Origin of the sequence: Paenibacillus sp. S150 (genome assembly GCF_019352175.1) — a bacterium.
In the GTDB taxonomy this organism is placed as follows: Bacteria; Bacillota; Bacilli; order Paenibacillales; family Paenibacillaceae; genus Paenibacillus_AQ.
On sequence record NZ_JACBYI010000016.1, the window covers coordinates 127068 to 141575 of the forward strand.

Genomic DNA, 14508 nt, shown 5'->3' on the forward strand with positions numbered 1-14508 from the left:
TTTTATGATTGAGGAAACTCTTTTCATGACCGCTTTGCGAGCGATCTTATTCGGCTCTTATGCTAGGGACACGACTACCAGTCAAAGTGTTGTTGATATTATGCTGCTCCTCGTTCATTTACTGGTGAACCGGAGAACCTGAAAACGCTGATGGAACTCAAGGAGGTTCATAGGGAACGAAAGCGAAGTGGAAAAAGTAACACTAATAGGCTGGAATTCTGGATTTAACAGGATTTAGTGGGATTTTGTACACTTATTGGAGGCCATTTCCCCCATACAAGGTGATTTCAGGCGAATTAGTTGTACTTTTTCCCACTAGGGATGATCCGGGATCCGAATGCGCTACTTTAGGGGTCCTTTTTACCACTAATTACAGCTGGCGAAAAAGCGGCGGAAGGAAATTCGGGAAATGCAGAGGAGCGTCTGCCTTTATCTGCGGATTTCCACCGCGAACAGTGGTATACATCAAGAAATCTGCAGACGGGCAGCGGCGGGCAGTCCAAGTATTCTCTGGAGTCACGGCCAATCCTAAATAGAAAAATTACAAGTTCAATCTATATAGTAAGATTTTCAAAGTACCTGTAAAGACCATTTTAAGGCATGTTTACTCGTACATCATCGATCTGTACACCTGAATGCTTTTTGAAGAAAAGATCCGCAATACTGGAATCAGCTTTTAAGAGAACATAAGGATTTTCACCAAACTTCTTGTTTTTGGAGTCAATATAGGTGTATTCAATGTCCAGCAAAGTGGCGTTATCTTCATTCCCGTATACATGAAGCAGTTCAACGGATTGATCTTTGCCGGCAACCAATAAGATATACAGATTTTCATCAGTAGTAAAATAAAAATGCCCCTCTTTCCTGGCAGCAATTTTTTCTTTGACTTGCTCTTGAATAGCCGCATCTGTTATATCGGATGGATCAGCGAACTCCTAATTACCCGCTTCTTTTTTGGGCACCGCCATTTGGTCTTTGTACTGAGCATATCTGCTAACAGCCCAAATTCCATTATGGTTATACCACTTTTGTAGCTCGATCAGATAGATATCCCCCTGTGTTGTCCCAACCACAACACTTCTTGGATTGAATGTACCATCAACCGTATCGAGATAACTGATCTCCTGTTTCAATTCCTGCTTTACAAAATCTTTGATAACAGCAACATAATCTTTTTGCAAATCATTCTTCGCTAATTGATCTAAGTCAGTATTTGTATATTCCGTGGAAGTCCCCGTCACGATCCCATACTGCTCCATTTCATCAAAATTTAAAAGAAAATTGGTTTTTGTCTCATTTATTTCCCCGCTATTTGTATCGCTCGTTGATGAGTCAGTGCCTGGGTTTACTGCATTGTTGTTGTCTTTTTGACATGCCGCCAATAAAAGCACCCCGATTATAGCCGCAATACGACTACCTTCTTCATTTCTCGCCTCCTATTTTCATTTTGGATTATCACCGTCAAGCTGCCCAAAAAACAATATGAATCCCTCAAGAAGTATGCGGCGACCAAGCACCTCAGCATGGCGGATATTGTTCGGGCTTTCATTCAAAAGGGCATATCCGTAGAAGCTTACACCGAGGAAATTGATTTCATCACCGCCATCATCCGGCAGGAAATCAAGATTGCAATCGACGGATTAAGCAATCGTCTGGCCGGACTGGCCAGCAAGGATCTCATCATGGCCGCCGCCTCCTGCTACTCTACCATTGCCATCATCGCTGATCTGATTGACGCGAACCGCTATACCACCTTCCGGAAGATTGAGAAGAAGGCCCGGCTGTCATATTTGGTCGTCCAGACCGAATGGTTAGGGTCAATCACGGTGACCTGGTTACCGTTCTTACAGCAGTAAAATCATTCAACTATATAAGAAAGACCTTGAAGAGATTCCTCAAGGTCTTAAACTTTGTACTTTCATTAAAATTATAAACCGTTGCCTCACGCGGCTCTTTCTCGATCTGATCTATCGGTAGCTTTGTGCCGTCGCTTGAAACAAGCAAATCTCCAACTTTCAGATCTTTGACAAGCGTCCATCCTTTACCATCCAGCCAGAATGGATCTTATACTGCGGCTCCCAGCCGTCCCGGTTGCCGGCTGGATTGCCGGAGAGATAGGCATCCTGAATCGCACCGTCGCCGATCCGACAAGAAGTACCGGTCCAGGAGCAGCAGCGCTTGAACGAAGCCTTTGGCGGCCTCGAGCCCCTGTTCAATCATTTGTAGCGATCAATTTATTAGTTGTCGATCATTGCATTAATTTCGTTGACTGAGATATGATCTGAATTAAGAAAATTCAAGATATCTTGTAATAATAACTTAAGCTCATCCTCCTCAGTATTTTTAGTTTTGAATAGGAGCCTCACTTTTAATTCGGATTCAACCCTTGTAAACTCCATAAGTTTAAAAGGTTTAATGTCTTTTCCCCTATAAGGATACATCCAGTCATTTAAAACTGATTTTAAAATTTGAGTATTTAACTCGTCCACCGGCTTATCACATGTGATTTTAATAAATAGAGTTGTACCTTTATTAAGTATTCCTTCAGGCTCAGTATATATTTCACTTAACTGGTTCCATTTATAATTAGCCAAAGTATCACCTCTTAGTAATTTTAAAATCCAGGGGATAAACGTCGTCCTTGTGGCGTCATCTTAATTAATTCTCTTAAAAGAATTGCTGCTGCAGCCACTGTTGTTAGTTTTGTAACCCTTCCGTTATCATCCAGAAGATATAAAGAGTAATACGCCTCTCCTGCTTCTGGGAATGTAATTCTCATTTTCAAATCTCCCATAACAGTTATTCCTGAAATTGTATTAAGTCTTTCTCCTTCTGTCAAACCACCAGCTTGTTTATATGCTTCCAGTTGAGGCTTTGGATCCATTCCGTTAAGCGGCTTGACCTCCCAAACTTTTTTACCTAAGACTATGTCTGCTTCATATTTTTTTGTTTTCCCGTTAATCTTAGCTTTTAAATTTTTTTCAAGCGTTGGCATTTTACCATATTTCTTATAAAGTGCTTTGGCAACGTTGATCTGTGCAATTTCATGTAAGGGAGTAAATAGCTGAGAGTATCCCGCCTTTGATGATGACGGAAATACAAATGATATTACATTCGCTCCAAGAACCATACTTGAAGCTTCGGCATCATTTACTTTCCCTTTACTATAAACACTTGCTATACTTCTTAATGCCCATTCCCAAGTATGGCCTGTTGGATCAGTTCTAGTAAGTGGATTATTACTCACATACGTATACAGATTCAACGTCTGCGGATCATTAATATCCCCCTCATACGTATCCTCACTAATAAACCGTCCAATACTCGAGTCAAAATCCCGCGCCTGCGCATGGGAATAGCCGCTGTAGTAATCATAGCCCAGGCTGGTGTAGCCGAACAAGTTGTCCGGGCCGGTCCAGTTCAGGTCGAATTTCTCCGGATCTTCGGCTACGCCAAATTCGTCGTAGCGGTAACGGGCTGAGATACTGCCGTCCTGGCCTTCCAGCCCGATCACGCTGCCCTGTGCCTCACTCAAATAAAAGAGTGTCTTCGGCGCAGCAGATACCGCGCCAGCTCCGCTGGCTCCGGCTGTCGGCTCCCAGTCGCTATTCTCATCTCCGCTGATAGAATAGCTCATGCTGATCCGCTCTTCGCCAGCCCCGTACACATAAGACTGCTTCCAGTTCTGTCCCGCCGCTCCGCTTGCCGTCAATGGCTGCGGAATGCTCAGGGTGATGTCATTGGTGAAGTAAATGTCCAGCTGCCGCTTCTTATACTGCGGCTCCCAGCCGTCCCGGTTGCCGGCTGGATTGCCGGAGAGATAGGCATCCTGAATCGCACCGTCGCCGATGGTGGTCCGCATGCTGACCCGGTTGCCGTCACCGTCATATTGGTACGTGGTAATGCCGCCGTACGTATTCGTGTTCCCGATCAGGCGGTTGGAAGCATCCCAGCGGTTGCTCTCCAGCACTTGCGGGCCGGCGGCAAGCGCCCCCTTTAAGAGTGCTTCAGGATTCAGGACTTCGTCTGCTCCGTAAACCTCTTCGGTTACACCAGATTCGAGATTCGCATCCGGCAGGTCAGATAATGGAGTTGTGTCCGCATCCGTTGGAATCGTTCCTATCGGACTCACGGAAGGATCTGCAATCGTTGACAACGGATCTAACAGTCCAGTCAATAGATCTGCGTTTGTACCAGCCAATGCATTGCTGGCTGCAGCTGCATTCGTACCTGAGATCGGATCAGCATCAGCAGTTGTATCTGCATTCTCGCCCGCTTCCAGTCCGTCTGCCTCCGTATACACACTCTCCGGCACCGACACCTTCAACGCATTCGCCTGCGCGCTGAGCAGACTCAGAGCCGATTCGCTGTCAATCCCGCTCACTTCCAGCAGATTACCTCGCTTGTCGTAGGTGTAGTCCTTGTAGTCGCTGCCTTTTTCGAAACGGATCAGCTTGTTGGCGTCATCGTAGGTATAGCTCTCCAAGGTGGTTATTCCGGCTTCTGTGGTTTCTTTACCCAGACGATTGCCTGCCGTGTCGTAGGTGTAGACGACCTTGGCGCCGTTCTGCTTCTGCACTTGAACCAGCTGGTTCAGCGCATCGTAGGCATAATCAGAGATGTCTGCCGGACGCTGTGCTCCGGTTGGATTGTCCTCATCGCTGCCGCCTTCCTGGCGTTCCGTGCGGGACTTGTTGCCTGCCGGATCATAGACATAGGTCAGCTGCTCCAATAGCGATCCGCCCGGTGCCAGATGCTTCATCTCCAGCAGTTGCCCCACGCCGTCATAGCTGTAGTTGCTCTTCCCGCTGTTCGGCAGCAGCTTCTCTGTCAAGCGTCCAGCCGCATCATATTGATAGCTGGTGATCTGTTTCTGGCTATCTGTCACCTGCTTGATCCGGTCCAATTGGTCGTAGTCATAGCTGACCACGGTGTTATCCGGGTAGATGATCCGGCTGCGCTGACCGGTTGCGGTCCATTCATAACGCACATTATTGCCTCGCGGATCAATGACCGACGTTGGCCGGTTCAGCGCGTCATAGGTATATCTGGTGTCTCCCGTGCTGTCTGTCATCGTCTCGCGGCGGCCCGCGAGATCATATTTATATTTTACCGTTAGATCATTGCCGTACTTAATCTGCTCTACTTGATTGCCCTTATTATAGGCATACACAGTAGTGTTATTATCCGGTTCAGTGACCTGCTGCAGATTGCCGTTCTCATCGTAGGCAAGGGTGGTCTTCTCCTGCAGCGGATTCACCGACTCAATGACCCTGTTTAGTGCATCGTAGTGATAGGAAGTGACTGCTCCGAGGGCATTGGTTTTGTCCAGCAGATTGCCGGAGGCATCATAGGAGTACGTAGTGGCGTTGCCCTCGGCATTCTTCACTTCCGTCAAGCGGCCCAGCGGATCATACGCAAACGCCGTCTCGTGCTGATTCGCGTCCACAATTTTCTCTACATTGCCTTTGGCATCATAGATGTAGGAGGTTTCATACCCGAGCGCATTGCGCACCAGTGTATTCCGTCCCAGCGCATCGTATTCGTACGAAGTTTTCTGTCCCGCCGTATCCAGGAATTCGGTCATCAGACCGCGGTCATTGCGGGTGACTGTGGTTTCCTCATCCAGCGGATTAATGGTTCCCGCATCCAGACCCCGGCTGTCATATTTGGTCGTCCAGACCGAATGGTTAGGGTCAATCACGGCGACCTGGTTACCGTTCTTGTCATACTGGTATTCAGTTACCGCACCAAGTGCATCAGTTACCTTCACCAGCTGTCCAAGCTCATTGTAGTCATAATAAGTGCTATTGCCCAGCGCATCCGTCTCTTTGATGGTATTGCCAGCCGCATCATAACGGTAACGCGTCTTGGCTCCGAGCGGATCGGTTACACTCAGCAGCTCATTGCGCTTGCTGTAGGTATACGTGGTGATATTTCCTTTGGCATCCTTCTGGGTGAGCATATTTCCGTTATCGTCGTAGGTATATGTGCTCGCCTGGCCTTCGGCATCAGTAACTTTCATAAGCAGTCCGGCACTGTCGTAGCCGTAAGCCGTAACTGCTCCGGCTTCGTCCTTCTCTTCTGTGACGCGTCCAAGCGCATCATAGGTCTGGCTGGTGCTGTTCTGAAGCGAGTCCTCTGTGCTGCTCAGACGGTACACTTTATAGCTGCTGACCGTCTTGTCTCCAGCTTCATCTGTGTACTCCACCGGATTGCCATTGGCATCATAAGTGACTCCGCTACTCTGGCCCAGCGCATTGGTAACCGCAACAGCACGGTCTTTGGTATCATATTCAACATCCTGCAGCTTGCCTTGGGCATCCGTTAGCCCGGTGGTGCGGTGCAGAGCATCTCTTCCAATGATTGTCGTGTATCCGCTGGGGTCCCTGATTTCCTTGACGAATCCGTAAGCATCGTTGGTGTAGGCAGTAGTGTGTCCTTCGGCATCGGTAACGGAGACCGGAACCCCTGCACTGTCTCTCTCAATGGTGACGATGCCGCCGAGGGCATCCGTGCTTTTGACCAGATTGCCTGCCGTATCATATTCATAGGCGGAACGGTTGCCGAGAACATCAATCTCTTCAACCGGACGGCCCAGCGCATTGTAGCGGGTAATTGAAGAATATCCGCTTTCGTCCGTCATCTGGGACAGATTCCCGCGCTCGTCATAGGCTAATTTGCCCTTGTTGCCGTTAGCATCCGTAATTGCGGTGACGCGGTCGCTGCTGTCATAGCTGTATTTAACGGTGGCCCCATTTGCAGCTTGCCGCTGAACCACCTGGAAATTATTATTCCATACATAAGCTGTATCCTGATTAAATGCATTGGTCCATGTGGTCTTGTTGGCAGTAGTGGCGATAGTAGAAGCTAATCCGGCTGCCCCCGCTGCGGCTGCACTTTTGGCACCCGCACTGCCAGCACCGCCGCTCTCCGAATAGGTCAGAATCGTCTTGCCTGTTCCTACTCCCGTACGGACAAAAGGCGTCTGGTTCGGAGTCATATCTCCGCCAAGGACGAATAGACCGCCCGTCTGCACATTCAAATTATTATTAACACTTACATTGTCGCGGACGAACAGGTCACCGCCGGTTACGGTCAGATTCGCCGTCTGGTTATTGGAGACAATCCCGCCAACGACCATTTCCTGGGCAATGTTCATCTCAACGCGTGTATTGATCGATAAATCTCCGGCTATTAGAATCCGCTGGGCGTCAATGGTCAGCCCGCCGCTGTTGTAGGTCAGACTGCCTGTCTGCAGCGTATCGCCTACGCTAACGGAAGAATCATTGTTGAGATGAATCGTTCCGCCGGACCACAGATTGCCGTATAAGCCCTGAACCTTCTGCACATCGAGTGCAAGCCTGGTGTTGGCATTCAGTCCCTGCTTCAGAATCAGCGTACCGTATACGCGCACGGTGATATCCTTGTTCGTATTCATCCCGTCGGCGATCAGAACAACCGGCTTGCTTGGTGATCCGAACGTTACGCTCTCTTCTACATTCAGATGACCGGAGCTAATAACAGCCGGTGATGCGCTGCTGGCGGCAATTTTGCTCTGAATATCCGAAATCCCGCCTGGAGCAGCAACCGCAGAGGCAATAAAAGCATCCCGCTTGCTCTCAATCGTGCCGATGCTGCCCGCCAAATAACCGGCTATGAGCGGCTTCAGCCCCTCAACGTTCTTGTATGCAGGGGCATGGGCGAGATTATTCATCGTACCGGACAAAATCACCTCATCCGACTCCGGTATATCCCGTCCGTTCGCAGGATCAATCCCCGTCTCGCCGTCCTCGGGCTCTTCTCCCCGACCGGAGCAATACGCCCTTCATAGGCGGAGAAACTTGTATTGCCATAGAAATCAGTGAAGCTGGTCACCCGCTGATTATCATCATAGGTAACGCTCATCTCCGCTGTCCCTTTGGGATCGGTTACGCTGAGCACATGATGGCTGTTATCATAGGTGAACCTGGTTGTGGCTCCGTCCACATCAGTAATCGAGGTCAGGTCGCCACTAACCGGATCGTACCCAAAAGACATCTGCCTGTTGGACGGGTCACTTACAGCAGCAAGCTTTCCTGCTCCGTCATAGCTCAGACTTAGAGAAGCCCCGGCTGTACTGACCGCTCCCAGCTTCGTTCCCTGATAAGTGAAAGTAATGTATCCTGCCGCTACAACACCAGTTGCAGCTAATGCAATTTCCCCAACTCCCGGAACGAAATAAATTCCGGCGGCCACTGCTACATGACCACTAGGGTCACTGTAAATTAAAGGATTATTATGTCCGTAGTATACGACCTTTTCCAAGTTCTGCACAACCTCGAAAATTGGAGTCGTTGTTCTCGTCGGAAAATGTCTTACACTGCCGAATTCGGCAGAACACCATTCTTTGGGAAGCCAAATGACAATTTCCATTTTATACGATGCATTGAACATTCCCGTAACGGAACTCCTTGTCCTGGAGCCATCCCCTCACGAGTAAAACGTGATCTCGCGTTCGCTCATAGGCGCTGCGCCTGTTCTGCCGGGTTCCCGGTAAAATCATCCGGACTATACCATTGAACCGCTTAAAACAGGCGCACTCCGTTCAGTCATTCGCATTTAAATCCCCGTTCCCTGCGTGCCTGTTCCAGTTCCAATACGCAAAGGCGATCTCGTTGTTCCCTTTCAACCTTATACAGAGAAGCAAGGAGGTTCTCACTAACGTAGGGACACTCCTGTGACATCTGCTCAATAGCATACAGAATAGCTGACCTCAAGAGCACGCATGTAGCCACTGCTCCCTCTTTCTCGAAAATCTCCCAGCACAATGCTTCCATTCCCATCTTTTGTATGGATTTCACCATCGTCTTCCTCTCCTTTTCTGTGGGCTACAGCCCTGTTCGATTTGCACACAAAAAAGCACTTGAAATAGGCCGTCTATATTGGCGAATATCAAGTGCTCTAGTTTAAAAAGTTATCATAAGGATTGAAGTTAGAGACTACGCGCCTCTGGTTGTAGTATTGTTACTGCTAGCCCATAATGTCCAGAGGTTGGCGGCATGAGTTGTCCTGCTATTGACGGTCAATCTGTCCGCAGCAAGGGAGAAAAACAGGGAGAATCATGACAATTCTCCCTGAATCACACGCTTGACCATATGGTCGTCCACAATCCGGTGCTTGTTCTGTGCGCCGTAGATTAAGGCGTGCGTGCATAGCTTGTTCACCAGCCGGGCGGCTCCGCTGGAAAAACGGTAGATTTCATCTATCGCCGCCTCCGTAAATAACTCGTGCGCTGCACCCGCAGCGCTCAGGTGCCTCTTCATATAGGCTCCCATTTCTGCGCGGTCCAGATGTGGAAGATAACACTGCATATCAATTCGCTGGCGGATCGCCGCATACGCTTGTAGCCCCAGTCGGTCCCACAGCTCACTTTGTCCGACGAGAATCAAGGCCATAGGGCTCTGGAATCCATTTTCATGTTCAGCAGAAAGCGCAGCTCCTCCAATAGCTTCACACGCATGAGGTTTCGTATAATTATCGCCTTGTTAATTTACCGTAAATCACCATACTGTAGTAAGTCTATCAAATTAATAATTCTTTTTGTAATAACGTTCTTTGTTGCTCATTGAGTCTTATTATCACGCCTGCAAATAAATTATTCGAAAAAATAAAGCTTACGTTATCCTCGAAATGCACCACCTTATCATACTCAGTAGATCGTAAACTACAAATAAGATAATCACCTTTAAGTATAGCTATTAATTCTCCCTTTTCTTCAAATGACAATTCATCACGCATTAATTCAAGATCTTTCAATTTAAAAGTTGGAAAGCCACTATTAATTTCAATATCTCGAGACAAAATATTATTATTTTCTATTAGTTCTTCTACAAAGAAAGTTATTTCAGAAGACAAGATTAGTTCATCTCTAAATCCGGAATATCTCACCCTATTAAAATAAATTGTAAAAGGTGCACCTTTATCATAAAATCTCCATATATATCTTCCGTAATATTTTTTTGGTTTCTCGTATATAAATTCTACCGTTACTAACACATGTTTTTTTCCCATTTTTTCAAATTCAATGGAAACCCCTGAAGAAAAGTGTTGCATTAGTTCGTCGAATTCTAACGCCATATTATTTCCCCCCATTATAAACAGCATGGAATACAACCGCAGATTCTTCTGAAACATCAATTCCAATTTGCCATCCATTAATATTATACATTTCTCGACCCATTTTAACATCTAACCCTTTTATTGCTGATTCTAAACTTGTTAACATGGACTGTTCAATCATGCGACGAGCATCATTACTAAGCATCTTCGCACTTTCCCTATTAATATATTCTTCCATATGTTTCGTAGCATTACCATGTACCCACAATTTTTGCCCATTAACTGTAATATCTTCAAGAACAAATGATGTTGGAATGTTTGTTCCTTTCCTTAAAGCTTGAGTAGCGGTAATTCTCCCCCAAATGGTTGCAGTTAAATCAGCAGTTTCTTTTTCAATTCTTCCTCCTGGCCAAAAGCTCATCATAAGCAATGCTGCATTAGCAAAATGCTGCGCTGACCAAGGATCTTCTTGTGAAATACGTGCGTACTCTTTTGTCTGGCTTAATAAACCCGCTGTCCAAAAATCTATTGCAGAAAACCAAGATGAATGTGCCGCTTTAACAGCACTCCATTCCTTTTGCCAAAGGCTTGGCTTGATCACTACGCAGCCTTCCCCGTCCCCTCCAATACTGTTAGCTCCTCTAGTTATCATATGTCCCGTAGGATCACTATAAATCAACGGATTATTACTCACATACGTATAAAGGTTCAGCGATAAAGGATTATCAATCTGCCCTTCATACGTATCCTCATTGATAAACCGCCCCATACCCGGATCATAATACCGCGCCCGCGAGTGTTGCCAATGCGCGGTACTACATGGCTTAATTGCGTAATGGCTTCACTCGTTACTGCGTAGCCTGTTAAAAAGTCTTAAGGGGTTAATCCCTTAAGACTCAACGTATACTATTTGATGATTTTTTCTAGGGCACTATTAATATCAAGCTCATCATTATTAATACTTATTAAACACGTATCATCATCTGATGCAGGCTCATAGCCAAATCTAATATTTGGAATATTATATTTATTTTTCAAATTAATTAAATACTTTAGGAGGCATCTAGAATGGAATTGTGTAATATGTTTATCTCCCACGAATATATTGCTGTCAGGAAAATTAAGTATTATATCACCTAATCTCTCATCAAATGAAAACACAATTACTATATTATTCAAATTTATTCCAAATTTTAGTTTTTCAACAACTATATTACCAGTTCCCATTGGTGAAAAAATTTCTATAATACTTTCTATTTGGTAGAACTCAATATCTTGACCAGAATTATTATCATAGAAATGTGATGATTCAATGTTAACTTCAGATAAATTGAGTTCTTCAAGAATAAACTTATCTAATGCATCTTTATTAAAATTAGTTAGTATTATTTCTAAATTTTCCACTTTTCCCACTCCTTTTAATGGTCAATGAAACCTTTAAATGTTCCATCAAGATTTAGTCTTACCCCTCGTCCATCTTGTAGAGTCTTTTCGAGAAATTGCACCCCATTAGAATTTGTGACAGTGGTAAATCCACCTGGAGCGTTCAGAATATCATTTAAGTGATTAAGAGCAGTTTGATTTATTTGCTCTGAACCACCTTTTATCTTACCCCATATGTTTGGATTTCTACCTGCGTGTTTCTGTAAAGCATGTCCAACAACTGTTTCTCCCCCTTTTTTGGCAGCCGTTGCTGAACTTCTAATTAAATCATTATTAACTTTAACAAAATTGCCCTCACCCGTAAAAACAACCTTAATCCACTGTCCCGCTCTTTGAATTAAACTTACCCCTGCTTTTTCTGCAGTCTGACCAACTTTTAGAGCTGTCGCTTCAGCTGCTGATATCGGGATAAATTGAATAAATATACCTCCAGCATCTAAGAATTGTTTAGCGGTCCATGATTCTCCGCTGTAATTATTTACATAATCACTAATTGCTCCACCTGTATACCAATCAACAGCTGCAAAAACCCCTTCTCCAGCTTTTACCCAAGTAGGTTTTGGAGCACTGCCTCCTCCTCCACCTGATCCCCATTCTTGCCTATGTCCCGTAGGATCACTATAAATCAACGGATTATTACTCACATACGTATAAAGGTTCAGCGATAAAGGATTATCAATCTGCCCTTCAACCGTATCCTCATTTAAGAACCGCCCCATACCCGGATCATAGTACCGCGCACGCAGATAGTAAAGCCCGGTTTCGGCGTCGTACATTTCTCCGGTGTACTTGAAGGAGTTGGAGGTTCCCTCCGCCTGGCTGGTAATGTTCCCCCACTCGTCATAAGTGTAGTTGTTAACCACGGCTCCGCCCGTATTGACGATCTGCACCACGTCGCCATGCCGTTATACAGGTATCTATCTTGTTCATTGTCCTCACCACCTATTAAGGCTTAATGCCAGTTTCCTCAAGCAGCTTGTCAAGCTTCTCAAAGAATTGTTTCTGTTCGTATTTCGCATAATCTGGGTGTACTCCCCATTCGTTATCTCTATGGACGAGATAATATAAGACCAGTTCCAACGCTGTCTTTTTATTACGATTCTGTTCTTGAATTACTGCTACTACATCTTCGAGCCGTTTGAAATTCTCATTTTCTTCGCTATTGACCAATACTTCCAACTGTTCAAAAAGTCGTTCCTTTTTTTGTTCTTCGTGGATATAGTCAATGAGCTGTCTATTATGCGAATAATGCTCTGTTGTTGTATATTCATATCCTTCGTCATCAACACCTGTTATCTCAATCTCCTCATGTTCATCTGTTCTGGTTAAGTAAACCATAAGTATTTCCGACTTTTCGGATGGAAGCAACTCCTTCTGGAACAAGGTTTGATCCTCAATCCCAAATAACTCAGACAATTGTTCGAGACGTGGTTCAGGTATCTTCCGTCTTTCTTTGATCCAGTCCTGAAAAGTTTGTTTGGAAACGCCTATGGCTTCTGCTACCGATTTGTACTCCATGTGAAACGTGTCAGCTATAAATTGTAATCCTATCATCTCAATCACCGCCATACTTAGTATGTCTCAAAAGATTGATTATATATTGACATACTCAGAATGTCAAATGTTTATTTACAAGAAAAAACCACATAGAGTTTTAACTCACATGTGGTAAAAATTTATTTAATCAATTTTAAATTTCGTATATAGATATATACTTGATGGGGGCAGTTAATTCATCCCATTCATCAATATCCTCTAATTCAAAGCATATTCCAGGAAAATCTGGTAACTCATAAACATAATCATTTTGTCTATACTCAATTCCAAGTTGTGTTACATCTTCAAGGCAATTTCCAATTCCAATCTTATTAAGAAACTTCCCTTCGAACCTATCAAACACCAATATTTGTGTTACCATTCTAGTAGCTTTACTAACCCAAAGCTTAATAACATTCGTTTGTAGAGTAATGTGTAGTTCTAGTTCTCTTTGTTCAAACCCTTCTGACAAATGTTCAACTAATCTATCATAGGTCCAACCAATGTGATACATACCTATTCTTTTAGCAGGCACAATATCATTATCCATCTTATCACCTATTTCATTGGATTTTAACTACATTAATGCCTTTATATTCTGTTCCTACATAAAAGTCTATAACTTGTCCGCTTGACGCATCCAATACAACTGTCTTTCCGTCATAGGTAATAGCTCTTTGAAGTGTACCATTTAATGAACCACGTCCATTCCAAGTTCCTTCTACAATTGTGGCCTTGGAATTTAGCTGGTTTATTGTTGCGAATTCTTTGGCTGCCGCATCATATAATTTTTTCGAGGCATATCCCATATTTCGTCCATGTTTCTCAAAGTGGTCACTTAACAAAAACATTTTTGATTCAGAAATAGATATTGCACTAACTTTTGACTCACCTTTAAAAGCAACCTTAATCCACTGTCCTGCTCTTTGTATTAAACTTACCCCTGCTTTTTCAGCTGCCTGACCGACTGATAAAACTTTTGCTTCAGCTGCTGATATCGGGATAAATTGAATAAATATACCTCCAGCATCTAAGAATTGTTTAGCGGTCCATGATTCTCCGCTGTAATTATTTACATAATCGCTAATTGCTCCACCTGTATACATATCAACAGTTGCATAAAGTCCTTCTCCAGCTTTTACCCATGTGGATTTAGGAGTAGTACCTCCTATTCCTCCTGTGCCCCATTCTTGCCTATGTCCACTAGGATCACTATAAATCAATGGATTATTACTCACATACGTATAAAGGTTCAGCGATAAAGGATTATCAATCTGCCCTTCATACGTATACTAGTACCTTGACCACATTAAATTTCAGGATATAAATGCTTTAACTTTCCTCGTGCCTGCTCCGTGGTAAATTGCCAATCGACAGATTTCTGAATTTGGTTGCGTTCCGTTTCCCAAGCAGATACCTCACCTTGTA

Annotated in this window: 12 protein-coding genes and 3 pseudogenes; 1 reads left to right on the forward strand and 14 read right to left on the reverse strand. The window is 44.6% G+C overall.

The features are described from left to right. Positions 1–935: 935 nt before the first annotated feature. Complete coding sequence (locus HYD27_RS16345; RefSeq protein WP_219216859.1) at positions 936–1382, reverse strand: hypothetical protein; 447 nt, start codon at positions 1380–1382, stop codon at positions 936–938. Between the two features lie 141 nt (positions 1383–1523). Here HYD27_RS16345 and HYD27_RS16350 point away from each other — a divergent pair, with 141 nt between their 5' ends. Continuing rightward, positions 1524–1856, forward strand: coding sequence for a hypothetical protein (locus HYD27_RS16350; RefSeq protein WP_219216861.1), 333 nt, complete (start codon positions 1524–1526; stop codon positions 1854–1856). Between the two features lie 381 nt (positions 1857–2237). Here HYD27_RS16350 and HYD27_RS16355 read toward each other — a convergent pair whose 3' ends face one another. The 13 genes and pseudogenes from HYD27_RS16355 to HYD27_RS32065 all read right to left on the reverse strand — a co-directional run. Continuing rightward, complete coding sequence (locus HYD27_RS16355; RefSeq protein WP_219216863.1) at positions 2238–2594, reverse strand: hypothetical protein; 357 nt, start codon at positions 2592–2594, stop codon at positions 2238–2240. Between the two features lie 20 nt (positions 2595–2614). Then, on the reverse strand, positions 2615–7735 hold the full coding sequence (locus tag HYD27_RS16360) for an RHS repeat-associated core domain-containing protein (protein WP_219216865.1): 5121 nt from the start codon (positions 7733–7735) through the stop codon (positions 2615–2617). Further along, positions 7732–8436, reverse strand: a complete 705-nt coding sequence (locus tag HYD27_RS16365) for a hypothetical protein (protein WP_219216867.1) — start codon at positions 8434–8436, stop codon at positions 7732–7734. Before HYD27_RS16365 ends, HYD27_RS16360 begins: the two co-directional genes overlap by 4 nt. Positions 8437–9101: 665 nt before the next feature. After that, on the reverse strand, positions 9102–9437 hold the full coding sequence (locus HYD27_RS32060; protein WP_228745170.1) for a hypothetical protein: 336 nt from the start codon (positions 9435–9437) through the stop codon (positions 9102–9104). 127 nt (positions 9438–9564) lie between these two features. Further along, on the reverse strand, positions 9565–10119 hold the full coding sequence (locus HYD27_RS16375; protein WP_219216868.1) for a hypothetical protein: 555 nt from the start codon (positions 10117–10119) through the stop codon (positions 9565–9567). Between the two features lies 1 nt (position 10120). Then, complete coding sequence (locus HYD27_RS16380) at positions 10121–10702, reverse strand: hypothetical protein (protein WP_309242077.1); 582 nt, start codon at positions 10700–10702, stop codon at positions 10121–10123. 48 nt (positions 10703–10750) lie between these two features. Next, positions 10751–10894: pseudogene (locus HYD27_RS32700) on the reverse strand (RHS repeat-associated core domain-containing protein); the annotation flags it as partial. 113 nt (positions 10895–11007) lie between these two features. Beyond that, positions 11008–11505, reverse strand: a complete 498-nt coding sequence (locus tag HYD27_RS16385) for a hypothetical protein (RefSeq protein WP_219216873.1) — start codon at positions 11503–11505, stop codon at positions 11008–11010. Positions 11506–12146: 641 nt separating this feature from the next. Beyond that, positions 12147–12446, reverse strand: a pseudogene (locus HYD27_RS33075) (RHS repeat-associated core domain-containing protein); the annotation flags it as partial. Between the two features lie 43 nt (positions 12447–12489). Then, a complete protein-coding gene (locus tag HYD27_RS16400; protein ID WP_219216875.1) occupies positions 12490–13113 on the reverse strand; it encodes a helix-turn-helix domain-containing protein in 624 nt (207 codons plus the stop codon). Positions 13114–13234: 121 nt separating this feature from the next. Beyond that, a complete protein-coding gene (locus HYD27_RS16405; RefSeq protein ID WP_219216877.1) occupies positions 13235–13630 on the reverse strand; it encodes a hypothetical protein in 396 nt (131 codons plus the stop codon). A gap of 13 nt (positions 13631–13643) precedes the next feature. Then, complete coding sequence (locus tag HYD27_RS16410) at positions 13644–14303, reverse strand: hypothetical protein (protein WP_219216879.1); 660 nt, start codon at positions 14301–14303, stop codon at positions 13644–13646. Between the two features lie 86 nt (positions 14304–14389). After that, a pseudogene (locus HYD27_RS32065) lies at positions 14390–14508 on the reverse strand (IS630 family transposase); the annotation flags it as partial.

Coding starts and splice junctions, on each gene's coding strand:
- HYD27_RS16400 (WP_219216875.1), bottom strand. CDS start 13,113: ATGGCGGTGATTGAGATGATAGGATTACAATTTATAGCTGACACGTTT.
- HYD27_RS16350 (WP_219216861.1), top strand. CDS start 1,524: ATGGCGGATATTGTTCGGGCTTTCATTCAAAAGGGCATATCCGTAGAA.
- HYD27_RS16365 (WP_219216867.1), bottom strand. CDS start 8,436: ATGTTCAATGCATCGTATAAAATGGAAATTGTCATTTGGCTTCCCAAA.
- HYD27_RS16405 (WP_219216877.1), bottom strand. CDS start 13,630: ATGGATAATGATATTGTGCCTGCTAAAAGAATAGGTATGTATCACATT.
- HYD27_RS32060 (WP_228745170.1), bottom strand. CDS start 9,437: ATGGCCTTGATTCTCGTCGGACAAAGTGAGCTGTGGGACCGACTGGGG.
- HYD27_RS16375 (WP_219216868.1), bottom strand. CDS start 10,119: ATGGCGTTAGAATTCGACGAACTAATGCAACACTTTTCTTCAGGGGTT.